At 57.5% G+C, this 14714-nt stretch carries 16 protein-coding genes; 5 read left to right on the top strand and 11 right to left on the bottom strand.

The window, feature by feature from the left end:
* Positions 1–76: 76 nt before the first annotated feature.
* On the top strand, positions 77–472 hold the full coding sequence (locus tag I6L58_RS04255; protein ID WP_088207530.1) for a lysozyme inhibitor LprI family protein: 396 nt from the start codon (positions 77–79) through the stop codon (positions 470–472).
* On the opposite strand, the gene rutR is transcribed toward I6L58_RS04255, so the two are convergent.
* The 3 genes from rutR to I6L58_RS04270 all read right to left on the bottom strand — a co-directional run bounded on the left by rutR (position 469) and on the right by I6L58_RS04270 (position 2308).
* Positions 469–1107 (bottom strand): HTH-type transcriptional regulator RutR, encoded by a 639-nt coding sequence (gene rutR / locus I6L58_RS04260; RefSeq protein WP_006174606.1) that lies wholly within the window; start codon positions 1105–1107, stop codon positions 469–471. The genes I6L58_RS04255 and rutR overlap by 4 nt on opposite strands.
* The gene (locus I6L58_RS04265) at positions 1104–2018 is read right to left on the bottom strand and encodes a DMT family transporter (protein ID WP_088207531.1); all 915 of its coding nucleotides are present in this window, start codon (positions 2016–2018) and stop codon (positions 1104–1106) included. Before I6L58_RS04265 ends, rutR begins: the two co-directional genes overlap by 4 nt.
* A gap of 116 nt (positions 2019–2134) precedes the next feature.
* Entirely contained in the window at positions 2135–2308 is a 174-nt protein-coding gene (locus tag I6L58_RS04270) for a con-10 family general stress protein (protein ID WP_042319491.1), read from the bottom strand.
* Between the two features lie 390 nt (positions 2309–2698).
* Between I6L58_RS04270 and wrbA the strand changes: the two genes are divergently transcribed.
* Positions 2699–3295: an NAD(P)H:quinone oxidoreductase gene (gene wrbA, locus I6L58_RS04275; protein ID WP_006174602.1), complete on the top strand. Its 597-nt coding sequence runs from the start codon at positions 2699–2701 to the stop codon at positions 3293–3295.
* 18 nt (positions 3296–3313) lie between these two features.
* Positions 3314–3541, top strand: coding sequence for a YccJ family protein (locus I6L58_RS04280; protein ID WP_006174601.1), 228 nt, complete (start codon positions 3314–3316; stop codon positions 3539–3541).
* Between the two features lie 32 nt (positions 3542–3573).
* On the opposite strand, the gene agp is transcribed toward I6L58_RS04280, so the two are convergent.
* From agp to I6L58_RS04310, 6 genes are all read right to left on the bottom strand, one after another.
* Entirely contained in the window at positions 3574–4815 is a 1242-nt protein-coding gene (gene agp / locus I6L58_RS04285; protein WP_088207532.1) for a bifunctional glucose-1-phosphatase/inositol phosphatase, read from the bottom strand.
* 90 nt (positions 4816–4905) lie between these two features.
* Positions 4906–5409: a DedA family protein gene (locus I6L58_RS04290; protein WP_088207533.1), complete on the bottom strand. Its 504-nt coding sequence runs from the start codon at positions 5407–5409 to the stop codon at positions 4906–4908.
* A 72-nt stretch (positions 5410–5481) separates the two neighbouring features.
* On the bottom strand, positions 5482–6801 hold the full coding sequence (locus I6L58_RS04295) for an NAD(P)/FAD-dependent oxidoreductase (protein ID WP_042319489.1): 1320 nt from the start codon (positions 6799–6801) through the stop codon (positions 5482–5484).
* Between the two features lie 260 nt (positions 6802–7061).
* Complete coding sequence (locus I6L58_RS04300; protein ID WP_006174596.1) at positions 7062–7739, bottom strand: GntR family transcriptional regulator; 678 nt, start codon at positions 7737–7739, stop codon at positions 7062–7064.
* Between the two features lie 68 nt (positions 7740–7807).
* On the bottom strand, positions 7808–9307 hold the full coding sequence (locus I6L58_RS04305) for an aldehyde dehydrogenase (RefSeq protein ID WP_088207534.1): 1500 nt from the start codon (positions 9305–9307) through the stop codon (positions 7808–7810).
* 9 nt (positions 9308–9316) lie between these two features.
* A complete protein-coding gene (locus I6L58_RS04310; RefSeq protein ID WP_088207535.1) occupies positions 9317–10219 on the bottom strand; it encodes a dihydrodipicolinate synthase family protein in 903 nt (300 codons plus the stop codon).
* Between the two features lie 383 nt (positions 10220–10602).
* Between I6L58_RS04310 and yddG the strand changes: the two genes are divergently transcribed.
* Complete coding sequence (gene yddG / locus I6L58_RS04315) at positions 10603–11520, top strand: aromatic amino acid DMT transporter YddG (RefSeq protein ID WP_006174587.1); 918 nt, start codon at positions 10603–10605, stop codon at positions 11518–11520.
* A 246-nt stretch (positions 11521–11766) separates the two neighbouring features.
* On the top strand, positions 11767–13152 hold the full coding sequence (locus tag I6L58_RS04320; protein ID WP_088207536.1) for an MFS transporter: 1386 nt from the start codon (positions 11767–11769) through the stop codon (positions 13150–13152).
* Positions 13153–13198: 46 nt separating this feature from the next.
* On the opposite strand, the gene I6L58_RS04325 is transcribed toward I6L58_RS04320, so the two are convergent.
* Together I6L58_RS04325 and I6L58_RS04330 are read right to left on the bottom strand one after the other, a co-directional pair.
* The gene (locus I6L58_RS04325; protein ID WP_058609190.1) at positions 13199–14212 is read right to left on the bottom strand and encodes a GlxA family transcriptional regulator; all 1014 of its coding nucleotides are present in this window, start codon (positions 14210–14212) and stop codon (positions 13199–13201) included.
* Positions 14212–14676: a MarR family winged helix-turn-helix transcriptional regulator gene (locus tag I6L58_RS04330; RefSeq protein WP_058609191.1), complete on the bottom strand. Its 465-nt coding sequence runs from the start codon at positions 14674–14676 to the stop codon at positions 14212–14214. The genes I6L58_RS04325 and I6L58_RS04330 overlap by 1 nt, the downstream gene beginning before the upstream one ends.
* Between the last annotated feature and the right edge of the window lie 38 nt (positions 14677–14714).

The raw sequence follows: 14714 nt of genomic DNA on the forward strand, positions 1-14714 counted from the left end.
TACGCTTACCGGGGCTACATACGTTACCGTAGGCCGGATAAGCGCAGCGCATCCGGCTTTTTTGTAGGGAGAGAAGATGAAACCATTACTTTTTGCGGGCGCCGCACTGCTGTTTAGCACCAGCGCACTGGCCGATGTTTGCGCCAGCGCCAACACCCAGGCGGACATGAACAGCTGTACCGCTCAGCAGTATCAGGCAGCAGATAAAAAGCTGAACCAAACGTATCAGACGGTGATGAAGCGCGCCGACGCCGCACAGCAGCCGCTGCTAAAAAAAGCGCAGCAGGCATGGATTGTCTTAAGGGATGCAGACTGCGCGTTTGCCGCCTCGGGCAGCGCGGGGGGCAGCGTCCAGCCGATGATCGCCAATCAGTGTCTGGCGGAAAAAACCACCGAGCGCGAGGCCTATCTTGCGTCCTTAATGCAGTGTGAAGAGGGCGATTTGAGCTGCCCCCTTCCCCCGGCGCACTAACGCACGCGGATCCCTTCGATTATCATCCGCTGGACGTTTTCAAGGGTGCTCTGGAAAAACGCCTCATCCCGCAGCGTTTTTCCGGTCACCGCTTCCACCTGGGCCGCAAAGTCAGCGTAATGCTGCGTTGAGGCCCAAATCATAAAGATCAGATGCTGCGGGTCGACCGGAGCCAGCTTCCCGGCGGCAACCCATCCGGCAATGATTGCCGATTTGTCGTCAACCAGCTGCTTTAAATCGCCCGTCAGCTCAGCCTGCAGCAGCGGCGCGCCCTGCAGCATCTCCAGACAGAACAGCCTGGACGCCTGCGGATGGTCGCGGGAAACCTCGAGCTTCAGGCGGATGTACTCCCCGATGGCGACCAGCGGTGCCAGCTCTTCGCGAAACGCTTTCAGCGGCGCGAGCCAGATATCCAGGATCTGCTTCATCACCGCCACATAGAGCGCCTCTTTTGACGGGTAGTAGTAGAGCAGATTGGTTTTCGACACCCCGGCCTGTTCAGCCACCTGCTCAAGACGCGTGCCGTGAATGCCAAACTGCGAGAAGGTCTCAAGCGCCGCGCTAAGAATGGCCTGCTTTTTGGCGCTGACGGCCAGGGAACGCTTGCCGGTTTTTGGCGCTGCGCGCGGGCTCATACCTGCTCTCCCGGCTCATCACAGACCCGCGTCTTTTTCTTGCGCCTGAGCTTTAGCTCGCTGACCAGCACGCCCGCGATGATAAACGCCGCCCCCAGCAGCGCGAGCAGCGGCAGACGCTCGCCAGCGATGCGCCCGAAAATACCCGCCCAGACCGGCTCACCGGTATAGATAACCGTCGCGCGCGTGGGTGATACGCTGCGCTGCGCCCAGTTCATGGTGACCTGAATAATGGCGCTGAAAATGCCCAGCCCCAGGGCAACCACAACCAGCCCGGTGGACATTGGCGGAACCGACTCCCCCGCCGGAACCATGCCGGCAAACGCCACCAGCGAGGCGGTGGCAAGCTGCACCACCGTCACCCGCTTAACGTCCACGCTTCCCGCCCAGGCGCTGATCAAAATAATTTCTGCCGCAATGGCAATGGCACCCGTGAGGGTGATCAGCTCGCCCGGCCCCAGCGCCAGCAGGTTATTTTCCGGTCCGGCCAGCAAAATCAGGCCAATAAAGGCCAGCACAATCCCGATGCAGGACATCAGCCCCGGCATCCGCCCCAGACAGAGCCACTGCAACAGCGGCACCAGCGGCACGTACATGGCGGTAATAAATGCAGATTTACTGCTGGAGATGCTCTGCAACCCCCAGGTTTGCAGGCTGTAGCCCATGGCGATGGCAATACCAATTGCCACACCGGCCTTCAGTTCTTTGAGCGTTAGCCCGCGCAGAGTTTTCAGTGAGATTAACGCCACGGCAATCGCCGCGGTGGCAAAGCGCAGACCCACAAAAAAGAAGGGATCGCTCAGGGTGACCGCATACTGGACGGCGAGGAAGGTTCCGCCCCAGAACATGGTGATCAAAATGAGAATGGCTTCCTGGGGTTTAACGGAGAGTGTAAAGCGTGAAACTGACATGCGGCACCGGCGAAAAGAATCAATGCCCTAGTGTGCGATGCCTTGCGTTCCAGTTCAATGTTACGGGCATAAAAAAACCGCCGGGAGACCCGGCGGCAGGGAGTCAACCCGGCGTACTACTTGTTGCTGCTGCCGTGGCTGTTTTTGCCCCCTTTTTTGCCAGCTTCTGATGCACGCTGAGGGTCATTTTTGAAATTACCCCCGCTTGACTGGCCACCTTTACGACCTGCTTCTGATGCTCTGTCACGGTCTTCTGCGAAATTACCTGAACCACCACGATGGTTTGCCATCTCTAACCTCCAGAGTGTGAAACATTAGACATCATATTGCATTCAGTAAAAGAGTATTCTTTCACCTGGCGACGTCAGCGCAGTACCTTTATCTGCGTCGCGTGAAACTAAGCTTAGCGGAGTGAGGCTATCCGGCAAGCCAGAGGTAATATTCTGCAACATGATCTGAGCCTTTTGTATGAGATAACGCGACGGTCATCCATAAGCCTCTCTTATCATTCCAAAAATTTGACGGCCGAAAGTTGTTTCATTTTGCTACAGAGACGAAACGTTAACATATTGTTATAAATCAAAGAAATGGCCTGAAAAGTTGCAGTCTGCCCATCACGACATATCTTTAAAGTAACGCAGCGATTCGCTGTCAGAACAACAAACGAGGAGTGATGCAAAATGGCAAAAGTTCTGGTGCTCTATTATTCCATGTATGGACACATTGAAACCATGGCTCACGCGGTTGCAGAAGGCGCAAACAGAGTAGACGGCGTGGATGTTGTGGTGAAGCGCGTACCGGAAACCATGAACGCCGAGGCGTTCGCCAAAGCCGGGGGAAAAACACAAAACGCCCCGCAGGCCACGCCGCAGGAGCTGGCCGACTACGATGCCATTATCATCGGCACCCCAACCCGCTTCGGCAATATGTCAGGCCAGATGCGCACCTTCCTCGACCAAACCGGAGGACTGTGGGCGTCTGGCGCGCTGTACGGCAAGCTGGCGAGCGTATTCAGCTCAACCGGGACCGGCGGCGGCCAGGAGCAGACGATTACCTCAACCTGGACTACCCTTGCTCATCATGGGATGGTGATTGTGCCGATTGGCTACGGCGCGCAAGAGCTGTTTGATGTGTCTGAGGTTCGGGGCGGTACACCTTACGGCGCAACCACCATTGCCGGTGGCGACGGCTCTCGCCAGCCAAGTAATGAAGAGCTTTCCATCGCCCGTTATCAGGGTGAACACGTCGCGGGTCTGGCCAAAAAACTTTTCGGCTAACCCAACAGGAGGACACACATGCCAACTCAAGAATCGAAAGCCCACCGCGTAGGTGAATGGGCCAGTTTACGCAACACCTCGCCGGAGATCGCCGAAGCTATCTTTGAAGTCGCAAAATATGACGAGAAGCTGGCAGAGCAGATATGGGAAGAAGGCAGCGATGAGGTTCTGGAACTGGCCTTCGGGAAAACGGACAAAGACTCCCTGTTCTGGGGTGAGCAAACCATCGAACGTAAAAACGTCTGACAATGTCCCCCGCCGCGGCGGGGGATTTTCCGCTATTTTGCCGCGCTGTTCATTACCGCATCAAACTTATCAATCGGACAGAATCCGTCTGCATCAATAGGGCACCCTTTCAGCGCCAGGGTCACGCGCTGCGCCGGGGATGCCAGTGAAAGCACGCTGGCGTTACGCAACTGCTCCGTACTTTGGTAGACATACTCAATCTTCATCAGCTCGCGGTTGGCGTTCTTATCGTGCCAGCGCTGGAAGACGATTTTCCCGCCAATCGGCGTGCGCTCCAGCTGGTCATGAAGCTGATACGGCTGGAAATCCAGCGCCGTCAGCAGCGAGGCGATGTTGGAGTCGTGACCCACCAGCAGCGTTATTTTTGGCGAGGTGGTCCGGTCGGTGACCAGCGCCTTGTCGATATACTTCACCAGCGGTTTCGCGACGTTTTGCGCCACCGCTGTAGAGGTAAACAGCGCGTCCTGATAGCCGTTTTTCAGCTTCGACAGCACGCGCCACTGCTGGTCGGTTTTGATTTCGCCCCACGCGACCTGGTCCATCGGGAACCCTTCGTAATACTGCAGAGTGAAGGCATCCACCAGTGAATTCCCTGTTTTCAGCGGCCCGGAGACGCCCGGCTCTTTGTCGACGTCCGCGCTGAAGGTATCTTTTGCATCCGTCAGGGAACAGATCTTCTTCTCCTTGCAGGACGGCGAATCAGCAAAGTTGGTCATCTGCTCCAGCAGCCTGTAGCTCTCGTCCAGCTGCATTTTCTGTCGTTCTGATGCCATCGCACTGAGCGCTTTTTCGCGGAATTCCGGCGAGCTGTCGGTAATGATGGGGTTGAAGGTCGGGTCCATGGTGCCCATTTTTTCCTGATGATGCACCGGCACGTCGCAGCCCGGGAAAGCCCCGGTAATAAAGAACTGCGCGGTTGCCACGGTGCGCTGCAGGCTGTTGGCGTAGGCATACACGGTGTCGGCTGGCGGGCATTCACCGGAGGTCATCATCTTCTGCGCTGCCAGCCATTCGCGCATATAGTGGCCCATGTAGACTTCAAGCACGCCGCCCTTGGTGGTCAGCTGGCCGCCCGGCACATCCCACTCAGGCCACTGCTTCGCCGTGGACTGCTCCAGAACGCTGCCGTTATTGGCGAGCGGCGCGCGCAGGTTGTGGCGGCTCATGATTAAGACCTGTTCCAGCTGGTATCCTTCGGGCGTGTCCTGCGCCTGAGCGCCAAAGGTGACTGATACGCAACCTGCCACTGCAACAGTGAGTAGTGCTTTTCTCATCCCTTATTCCTCACTCGGTTTTGATGTCGCGTTAAGTGTGACAGATTGATGACAATTTTCCGGGAAGCATTTCTCAAACCGCTCATAAGATTAGAAAATCGCGATCCCCATGGCCGCAGCAACGTATAACGCTGCCCAGACGCAGGCTGAAATCAGGCTCACGAGATACACTTTGCCGGCGTTCAGTCGTAGCATACCGGCGGTCAGCGGGACGATATAGCGCAGTACCGCCAGAAAGCGCGCGGTGAACAGTACCAGGACGTCGTTTTTCTGCAGCCGGTGCTGCACGCGCAAAAACGTATCGGCATGTTTTGCGGTGAGCCGCGTAATGGTGCGCGTGTTCCCCATCCGCTGGCCGAGGTGGTAATTGAGCACCGATCCCAGGGCGGCACCCAGCGCGACGGCGAGCCACGCCAGCCCCGGATGCAGGCTGGACAGGCCCGCAGCAATCCCAGCGATCAGCATTACCGAGGCGGGCGGAAGCACGGAGGAGACGATCACCGTCGATTTAGCCAGCGCCATTGCAAAGAGCAGCGCGAACAGATGCGCCGGGTAGTGCGCAAAATGGTTCAGCAGATTGTCCAGCCACGCCATGCTTCACTCCGGATCGTTGTTTCGTCAGTCCTGCTATTAGAAACGAACGTGCCTGAATGGCGTCTAAACCGCTTAGACCTCGAGCCCTGCCCGGTACTGCCCCCACCTGAGTACCGAGTTAACGCCCACAGAGAGGAACGGCTCCGGCGGCGTCTTATTCGGCCCCGGCGAGGCGGCAAGAAAATCAATCAGCTCATTGCGCTCGCCGGCAATCATATCCGCCAGCAGCTTGCCGGTAGCCGTGCCGCGGGTGATCCCCAGGCCGTTACAGCACAGCGCGCCGTACACGTTTGGCGCAAGCTGGCCGAAAAAGCCCTCGTGATTCTCCGACAGGCAAATCGCACCGCTCCAGGAGTATTCAAAATCCACCTGTTTCAGGGTCGGGAAGCGGCGTTCAAAGGATTTACGGTGGTTGGCGATAAACCGTTTCAGGTGCTGCTCGCGCGGGCGACCATCCGGATGGAAGCTGAAGCTGTTACGCACCAGGATGCGGTTGTCCACCGTCCGGCGCACGGTACTGCCAAAGGGATGCGCCGGGATCACCCCCCAGACCGGCTTGCCGCCGAGCTGAGATTGCTCATCAGCGGTCAGGGGCCGCGTCAGGCTACCGTACAGGAAGGTTGGCAGCAGGCGTCCGCGCAGAAAGCCAAAGTGCGACGCAAAGGCATTGTTCGCCAGAATCAGCGTATCTGCCGTGATGCTGCCTTTATCATGCACCAGTGTCACTTTGTCGCCGTAGTTAATCGACGTAATGGGCGTGTACTCATAGAGCGTGACGTTCGCGGGCAGGCTGTTTGCCAGCCCCTTTACCAGCGCCGAGGGTTGCAAAAGGATGGTGCCAGGAATATAAAGCGCCTGTTTGTAATACGACGTGCCGATGTGGTCGGGAAGATCGTGGCCCGCAATCATCTGCGTTTCCCGGCCAATCTTCTCCAACCCCCTGCGATAAGCTTCCAGAATCGCTATCCCCTGCTCGCCTACCGCCGCCTGGTATTTCCCGGACTCGGACATCTGGCACGCAATACCGTGCTCCTGAACAACCTCACGCAGATAGTTTTGCCCCAGCGTGTTGAGCCGGAGGATCAGGTTTGCCGTTTTGACATCGCCGATGTAGTCCTTCGCCCCAATGTCGTGCGGGACGTCGATGGCAAAGCCCGCGTTGCGACCGGACGGGCCAAAGCCCACCTCCTGCGCCTCAATCAGGACAATTTCATCATCGGGGAAATTCAGCGCCATCTGTCGAGCGGCGGCAAGCCCGGTTAATCCGGCTCCAACGATCGCCCAGCGGGCATGTTTTTGCCCTACATGGGCAGGACGAGGGATGCGCGATGGACTGGTGTGATACCACCCTGGCAGGGCGTCATCGGCGGGCAGTGAGGTGATCTTTTGCACGTGATTTACTCCGGTACGCTGTCATTTTTTCTTTTCGCTTACGACCACTAAGCGTTGCTGAAAAACATGGTAGCCAGACTGGAATAATGAATACGTGATGTATATCTCATGTATACAACAAGTATAAAAATAGTTAAATCTAGGTTAATCTTGGGCGTAGAAAAGCCCCCGATGAACGGCGAATAAAGGAAAAAAATGTCGTGAAAAACGCCCGCCAGCGGAGGCCGCGGGCGGAACGTCAGGTGAGATTAATCAAATATCTACACGCGCTCATCGGCCTTCAGCCCCTGCGGCGCAATGAAGATCTCCATGTTTTCCCGGGACAGCTCCCAGTGTTCAAATACCAGATCGACTACCGTCTGTTCATCGCGTGCTTCCAGCGCGGCGATAAACGCATCGTGATGATCGGCGGCCAACAGTAACCGCCGCTCCATGTCCTCATTTTGCGGACGGAAAAAGGTGTGGCCGATACGGCAGTGGTCTATCAGCAAACGGCCCAGGCTCGGCTGCAGATAGGGGTTCGCCGCCATCTCGCCCATGATCTCGTGAAAGCGGTTGTTCTCCAGCGCCAGCGCGTCGGCATCCTGGTTTTGAACCGCTTTGCGAAAGCGCTTTTGCGCCTCTTTCAGCGCCTTTAACTGCACGGGCTTGTAATGCTGAACCGCCAGGCGCCCCACCGCGGCATAGATCATCGGGGCCACGAGGAAGAAGTTGCGCAGCGTAGCGTGGCTCATGGGGATCACCCTTACGCCCCGCTTTTCGACAATCTCGAGATACCCTTCCCCCGCAAGGCGCTGAAACACTTCGCGCACCGGGGTGCGCGACAGGCCGTACTGCGCCGTCAGGCTGGCTTCATCCAGCAGCGCATCGGGATCCAGTTCCATCGTCAAGATAAGCCGCTTGAGATCCTCATAAAGCGCAGCTTTGCCCGTTCTCATTATCGCCTCCTGAAACTGCCTGTAATGCTGATTAACCTACAGATAAAGGCGCGCGACGGCAAATTTCCTCAGTCATCCTCGTCAGAAACGTCAATCCAGATGGTTTTCAGTTCGGTGTACTGATCGAGCGCGAAGGCTGACTTATCGCGCCCGCCAAAACCGGACTGCTTATAGCCGCCAAATGGCGTCGTGGCGTCGCCTTCCCCGAAGCAGTTCACGGTCACCGTCCCGGCGCGAATAGCGCGGGAGACGCGAACGGCGCGATTGAGTCTGCCGGTATAAACCGATGCAGCCAGCCCGTAAGGGGTGTCGTTCGCCAGCGCAACGGCTTCGGCTTCGGTTTTAAACGTCGTGACGCACAGCACAGGGCCGAATATCTCCTCGCGGAACAGCGCGCTTTCCGGCGTAACGCCGTCGATCACCGTCGGCTGCACATAAGCGCCCTTCTCCGTACTGCCGCCGTGCAGCACGCGCAGCCCTTCCTGACGCGCAATATCAAGATAGCGGCTTACCTTACTGAAGTGTTCCGGCGAGACCATCGTTCCCAGACGGTTGTTCGGATCGAGCGGATTGCCCATCGTCCAGGTGCCGATCTGCTTCGCCAGCTCTGCCAGCAGCGCCTCTTTTATCCCTTCCTGTACCAGCAGGCGCGACGTGGCAGAACAGTTCTCGCCCATGTTCCAGAACGCACCGTTAAGCACATGCCCGGCAACCGCCGCGACATCATCGGCATCATTAAACACCAGCGCCGGATTTTTGCCGCCGCACTCCAGCACGACCTTTTTCAGGTTAGATTCGGCGGCGTAATGCAGGAAACGACGCCCGGTTGCGGTCGATCCGGTAAAGCTGACCATGTCGATGTCGGGATGCAGCCCAATCGGCTCCCCGACCGCCTTGCCGGTTCCGGTGACGATATTCAGCACGCCCGCCGGAACGCCCGCCTCATACGCCAGTTCCGCCACGCGCAGCGACGTCAGCGAGGTTTGCTCTGCCGGTTTAACCACGACGGAGCAGCCTGCCGCCAGCGCCGGACCGATCTTCCAGGCGAGCATCAGCAGCGGGAAGTTCCACGGCAGGACGCAGCCCACCACGCCAATCGGCTCGCGCACCACCAGCGCCAGCGCGTTGCCCGTTGGCGCGGTGTGGTCATACAGCTTGTCGATGGCTTCCGCGTGCCACTTCAGAACATGAATAGTTTCCGGCACGTCCACCGCCAGGCACTCGCTGAACGGCTTGCCGCTGTCAAGGCTTTCCAGCGCCGCCAGCGACTCACACTCCTGCTCCATCAGCGCCGCCAGCCTGAGCAAGACCGCCTTGCGTTCGCCCGGCGTCTGCTTGCGCCAACTGCCTGACTCAAATGCACCACGCGCCGCGCTGACTGCCGCGTTCACGTCGTTTTCATCGCAGGCGGCGATAGCGGCCAGGGGTTCACCGGTCGCCGGATTATAGGTTGTCAGGGTTTGGCCGGAATGGGCCGCGGTGAAACGGCCATTGATAAATGCGTTATCCGGGATCTGAAGATGGTCCGTAAGGCGCATCACGTCCCCGAGCGTCTGAAGCTTGTTCATCTTTTCTCCTTACGCCGACGTTACCGCCGCCACGTTGCGTTTAACTTCAGTAATCACCGCTTTCAATTGCGCTTTTTCTGCTTCATTCAGATCCTGTAACGGCGCGCGCACCTGACCGGATGTCAGGCCGTTCAGTTCGCAGCCGTAACGGATGGACTGTACAAACTTGCCGCCGTCCAGGAAATGCATCAGCGGCATCATGGCCGCCATGATCCGACGACCTTTGTCGAAGTCTTTCTCCACCACGCAGGCCTCATACAGCGCCACGTGTTCACGCGGAATGAAGTTAGACCCGGCGCACACCCAGCTGCGTGCGCCCCAGGCGAAGAATTCCAGCGCCTGATCGTCCCAGCCACAGGAGAGCGCAATATCAGGGAATGTGCAGGCCAGCAGGTGCAGGTTGTTAAAATCGCCCGAGCTTTCTTTAATGGCGACCACGTTGGACGAGCGGCTCACCTCACGGAAGTAGGTTTTACCCATGGTGATCCCCATCCGGCCGGGATAGTTATAGAGCATGATCGGCAGCTGGGCGGCTTTATCTACCGTCAGCGCATGATGGGCGTTTTCCAGCTCGGTCGGCAGCGCGTACGGCGGCGAGGTCACCAGAATCGCATCGGCCTTGATTTCGCGGGCGTGCTTCGCATAGTCCACCGCGTCTTCGGTGCGGGTTGCCCCCGTGCCGACAATCAGCGGGAGTCGGGTGCCAATCACCTGACGCGCATGTTCGGCCAGCGCCTTACGCTCCTGCGCGCTTTGGGCATAGTACTCACCTGTTGAGCCGCCGATGATGATGCCGTGAACGCGAGCCTCAATCAGCGACTCCAACACCTCGGCGAAGCGCGCAAAATCAATGCTGCCATCGGCCGCATAAGGGGTAATTGCCGGGGTGTAAATACCTTCAAATGTTAACACGTTAACCTCCAGAGAAATGCGCGACCCTCGGGTCGATACGGCAGCCCGCCAGGCTGCGTTTGTTAAAAATTTGCACATTGGCGTGAAGGAGGTCAATAAATGAATATTTTATGTATACATAAGAAATACAAAATAAATACGCTTCTGTTGTATATTTCTACGCACAATAAAAATAAAAACATTAAATATCAATGTATTAAAAGTTATTTTTCGTCGTAGTAATTTTCTACATGATTTCAGATAACGATCACATTCCGGAATTTTTGGCGTCCTGGACGTATTTACAGCGCTCCGACGGCGGCATAGTTTTAAGGCAAGATTTAACCAGAATTTAACAGCCAGCCGCCCTGGTTGTGATCCAAATGTAAACAGAGGTACAGGGTATGCCCCAGAAGAAAGCCACGCTCATCGGATTACTCGCCATCCTGCTGTGGAGCGCGATCGTTGGGTTGATTAAAAGCGTGAGCGAAGGCTTCGGGCCGGTGGGCGGCGCGGCACTGATTTACAGCTGCAGCGCGGTACTGCTGCTGTTCACCGTTGGCTTTCCGAAGCTGCGGCAGTTTCCGCCGGGCTATCTGATCCTCGGCAGCATCCTGTTCGTGTGCTACGAACTCTGTCTGTCACTGTCGCTGGGCTTTACCCACTCGGGTCGGCAGGCCATTGAAGTCGGGATGGTGAATTATCTCTGGCCGAGCATGACCATCCTGCTGGCGGTGATCGTCAACCGGCAAAAAACCCGCCCGCTGATTATTCCGGGGGTGATTTTAGCGGTCGCAGGAATATGCCGGGTATTAGGCGGGGAACAGGGATTTTCGTTCAGCGAAATGACGCGCAACGTCATGGAAAACCCGCTCAGCTATGGACTGGCCTTTAGCGGTGCCATTATTTGGGCAATATATTGTGTGGTTACCAAAATAATTGCCAAAGGCAGTAACGGGATCACCCTGTTCTTTATGTTAACCGCCCTGACATTATGGGTGAAATACCTGACGTCGCCGCAGCCGGAATTTGTGCTTTCGTGGCACGCCTGTATTAGCCTGCTGCTGGCCGCCATCGCCATGGGCTTTGGTTACGCCGCCTGGAACGTCGGTATTCTTCACGGCAACGTGACGGTACTGGCTGCCGCTTCGTATTTTATTCCGATTATCTCGGCGGTGCTCGCCGCGTTTATGTTGAACTCACATCTGACGCTCTCCTTCTGGCAAGGAACCGCGATGGTGAGCCTGGGGTCGCTGATGTGCTGGTGGTCTACCCGCAGCGTGGCCGCAAAGAAATTACCCGTCATCAATGAAAGTAAGTAAGACCTTAATAATAAAAAAACATCTTATCCGACCATCCTGCACCGGAGGAGTATTGATAATGAAAAACTCTCAATAACAGAAAAGCCCGTTTATTCATCACGCTTTACTTATTTTACCTGACCGACATTTATACCGTAATCGTTTGATTAACGGCACCGTCTGCGTGCGCCTGTAATAAGCCTCCATCGCTTTTAAGGACTGTTACAGCCGTTAATTCAACGACGTCGGGGAAAGACAGGAGTTACCATGTCAAAGACCATTTCTGTAGAAGATGTTCCCCTTAATCGTTTCCACCGACTGCTGACCGTGCGATCGGGCGGCGGATCCTTTGTCGATGGCTACGTGCTAAGCATCATCGGCATCGCGATGATGAAAGTCTCGCCCGCACTGGGCCTGAGCGCCTTCTGGGAGGGGCTGATTGCCGCCTCGGCGCTGATCGGTATTTTCTTCGGGGGGTTTATCGGCGGCGCGTTGACCGACCGACTCGGCCGCCGCGTGCTCTATTTCGTTGGCCCGACGCTGTTCGTGGTCTGCTCCGTGGCGCAATACTGGGTGCAGAGCGGCGAGATGCTGTTTGCCCTTCGCTTTATGAATGGCGTGGCCGTGGGGATTGAGTACCCGGTAGCAACCGCCTTCCTGGTGGAGTTTCTGCCAAAGAAAAATCGAGGGCCTTGTCTCGCCACCCTGACTATTCTGTGGTTCGCGGGGGCGGCAACCGCCTATCTGACGGGCGAAGCCATCCTCAGATTTGGCGGGCCTGACGCCTGGCGTCTGGCGCTTGCCAGCACCGCCGTTATTGGCGTGCTGCTGTTCCTGGTCCGTTTGGGTACCCCGGAATCGCCGCGCTGGCTGATGAGTAAAGGGCGTCATGCAGAGGCCGAAGCGATTATTCGCCGCGTCTATGGTCCCGGTTTTGGTCTGGATAACCTGCCCGTGCAGGCCGAGAGCAAAAACCTCTCCTTTGCCAGCCTGCTGCATTCCGGCTATGGCAAACGGATGGCGTTTGTCACCGTCTTCTGGACCTGCTCCGTCATCCCTGTTTTCGCCGTGTACGCCTTTGCCCCAAAAGTGCTGGACGCGCTGCACCTGACCGGCGGCTGGGCATCCTACGGCTCGGTTGCCATTACCCTGCTGTTTGTGGTCGGCTGCGTTATCGCTACCCGCCTGGTAAACATCCTTGGCCGCCGTAGGCTGCTGCTGCACAGTTTCCTGTGGTCGGGTCTGGCGCTGCTGCTGCTAGGGTTGTTGCGCGACGGCCCCTCTGCGGTGATCCTGCTGATGTTTGGCCTGTACGCCCTGTTCATTGGCGGCGCACAGGTGCTGCAGCTGGTCTACCCGAACGAGATTTTCCCCACCGAAATCCGCGCGGGCGCAGTCGGCGTTGGCACTTCGCTGTCGCGTATTGGCGCGGCCGTGGGGACCTGGCTGGTGCCGGTATCACTGCAAAGCCTGGGCATAGGCCCGACGATGTATATTGCGGCGGCCATCACCTTCTTTGGCCTGGTAGTGTCATGGTTCCTTGCACCTGAGACCGCTGCCCGTAGCCTGGAAGATGCCTCATCGCTTGAAGAGACCCCCCCGCGTGACAAGGTCTCCATGCAGGCGGTCATGCCGAAACGGCAGAGTTTCTGACGTCTTACGCCGGGTAGCGCTGCGCTGGCCCGGCACGCAAACTGCGTTATTCCCTCACCAGCTTCTCAACTTCCCGACGCCGTTTGCGAAACGAGCTGGGCGTTTCGCCGTACTGCTTGCGAAACCACGCGATCAGATGCGAGGCGTCCGAAAAGCCGGTGGCGGCAGCGATGGCCGTAATGCTGTTGCTTGAGTCTGCCATCAGCTTACGGGCCTGCTCAAGGCGCAGGGTGCGCCAGTAAACCGCTGCGGAATGGCCGGTGCACTTGGTAAAAATCAAATTGAGCTGGCGGAAGGTGACGCCCGCAAACGTCGCTACGTCGCTCAGCGGGATCGGTGAATCAAGATGATGTTTCATAAAGCCGATCACCTTGCTCACCAGTTCGTTTTCATACACGTCCGGGGCGTTGAGTGGGGCTTTCTGCTTCGCCTTACCGGCGGGCTGACTGGCGTCGTCCACCAGCAGATATTTCAGTACCTTCTGGGAGCGAACCAGCCCGCAGTGCTGACGGATAAGATCGGCCGCCAGATCGATCGCCGTGCCGCCGGGACAGGAGATAATGCCGCCGTCCTTGATGTAGGTTTTGTCGATGACCGGAATCGCCCTGGGGAAACGCATGCGGAACTCGTCGCGGGTGGTGAAGTGGATCGCGCAGTGACGCCCGTCCAGCAGCCCGGCGTTACCCGCCACAAATGCCCCGCTGCACAGGGTGATTATCGGGATATTCCTCGCGTGCAACTCGCGCAGCGCCTGCAGCAGCCAGGGCGGCGGGTTGCGCGTCTCCTCAAGCAGCCCGCCCGCCACCACAAAGTAGTCCCACGCTTTACTGAAATCGAGCGTCGCCGTCGGGGAGACCGGCAGCCCGCAGCTGGCCGTGACCGGCTGGTTATCGCAGGTCATCCACTCCCAGCGGCAGAATATCTGGCGACTGGAGAAGGATTCATCTGCCGCAAAGCGCAAAGACTCCACCAGCCCGGCAACGGATGCCAGGGTGAACTGGGGCATCAGCAAAAAACCGATGGTCAAATCCGGCTTCGGTCCGGCGTGGAGTAAGGACATTAGGTTGGCTCCTGCAATCCGCCCAGCTTGCTCAGCAAGCGCTTGAGGTCGGCGATGTCCTGCGCGTCCAGCCCCGCTGCGATAGTTTTTTCGGCATTTTTCGCCTGCTCAATCATCCGGGCGAGCATCGCTTCGCCGTCGGCGGTCATCGTGACCCGCTTGCGGCGACGATTGGCAGGGTCGGTCTGCACGTTGAGCAGTCCGCTTTTGGTCATGCGATCGATGACATAGGTTCCGGTGGCTTTATCAAACCCCGCCCGGTTGCCCAGCGTTTGCTGGTCGCAGACGGTTTCTTCGGCCAGCACCACCAGTATGGCGTATTGCACCGCAGAAAGCCCGGTATCAACGCACTTTGACCAGCACGTCGAGGAGTACTGCCCTGCCCGACGCATCAGATGCATTAACGAACTGTCACCGTGTGGCCATAGCGGCGCGGCAAGAATGAGATCGGGCTTTTCTGACATCGGCTCTCTTGACTCCAGATAACGACAAACATATAGTT

Origin of the sequence: Enterobacter cancerogenus, assembly GCF_019047785.1 — a bacterium.
GTDB classification, from domain to species: domain Bacteria; phylum Pseudomonadota; class Gammaproteobacteria; order Enterobacterales; family Enterobacteriaceae; genus Enterobacter; species Enterobacter cancerogenus.

What these genes read in the sequence shown, in the direction of transcription:
- agp (WP_088207532.1), bottom strand. Translation starts at nt 4,815, where the DNA reads ATGAGAAAAGCACTACTCACTGTTGCAGTGGCAGGTTGCGTATCAGTC.
- yddG (WP_006174587.1), top strand. Translation starts at nt 10,603, where the DNA reads ATGCCCCAGAAGAAAGCCACGCTCATCGGATTACTCGCCATCCTGCTG.
- I6L58_RS04305 (WP_088207534.1), bottom strand. Translation starts at nt 9,307, where the DNA reads ATGAACAAGCTTCAGACGCTCGGGGACGTGATGCGCCTTACGGACCAT.
- I6L58_RS04300 (WP_006174596.1), bottom strand. Translation starts at nt 7,739, where the DNA reads ATGAGAACGGGCAAAGCTGCGCTTTATGAGGATCTCAAGCGGCTTATC.
- I6L58_RS04325 (WP_058609190.1), bottom strand. Translation starts at nt 14,212, where the DNA reads ATGTCCTTACTCCACGCCGGACCGAAGCCGGATTTGACCATCGGTTTT.
- rutR (WP_006174606.1), bottom strand. Translation starts at nt 1,107, where the DNA reads ATGAGCCCGCGCGCAGCGCCAAAAACCGGCAAGCGTTCCCTGGCCGTC.
- I6L58_RS04320 (WP_088207536.1), top strand. Translation starts at nt 11,767, where the DNA reads ATGTCAAAGACCATTTCTGTAGAAGATGTTCCCCTTAATCGTTTCCAC.
- I6L58_RS04255 (WP_088207530.1), top strand. Translation starts at nt 77, where the DNA reads ATGAAACCATTACTTTTTGCGGGCGCCGCACTGCTGTTTAGCACCAGC.
- I6L58_RS04270 (WP_042319491.1), bottom strand. Translation starts at nt 2,308, where the DNA reads ATGGCAAACCATCGTGGTGGTTCAGGTAATTTCGCAGAAGACCGTGAC.
- I6L58_RS04280 (WP_006174601.1), top strand. Translation starts at nt 3,314, where the DNA reads ATGCCAACTCAAGAATCGAAAGCCCACCGCGTAGGTGAATGGGCCAGT.
- I6L58_RS04290 (WP_088207533.1), bottom strand. Translation starts at nt 5,409, where the DNA reads ATGGCGTGGCTGGACAATCTGCTGAACCATTTTGCGCACTACCCGGCG.
- wrbA (WP_006174602.1), top strand. Translation starts at nt 2,699, where the DNA reads ATGGCAAAAGTTCTGGTGCTCTATTATTCCATGTATGGACACATTGAA.
- I6L58_RS04265 (WP_088207531.1), bottom strand. Translation starts at nt 2,018, where the DNA reads ATGTCAGTTTCACGCTTTACACTCTCCGTTAAACCCCAGGAAGCCATT.
- I6L58_RS04330 (WP_058609191.1), bottom strand. Translation starts at nt 14,676, where the DNA reads ATGTCAGAAAAGCCCGATCTCATTCTTGCCGCGCCGCTATGGCCACAC.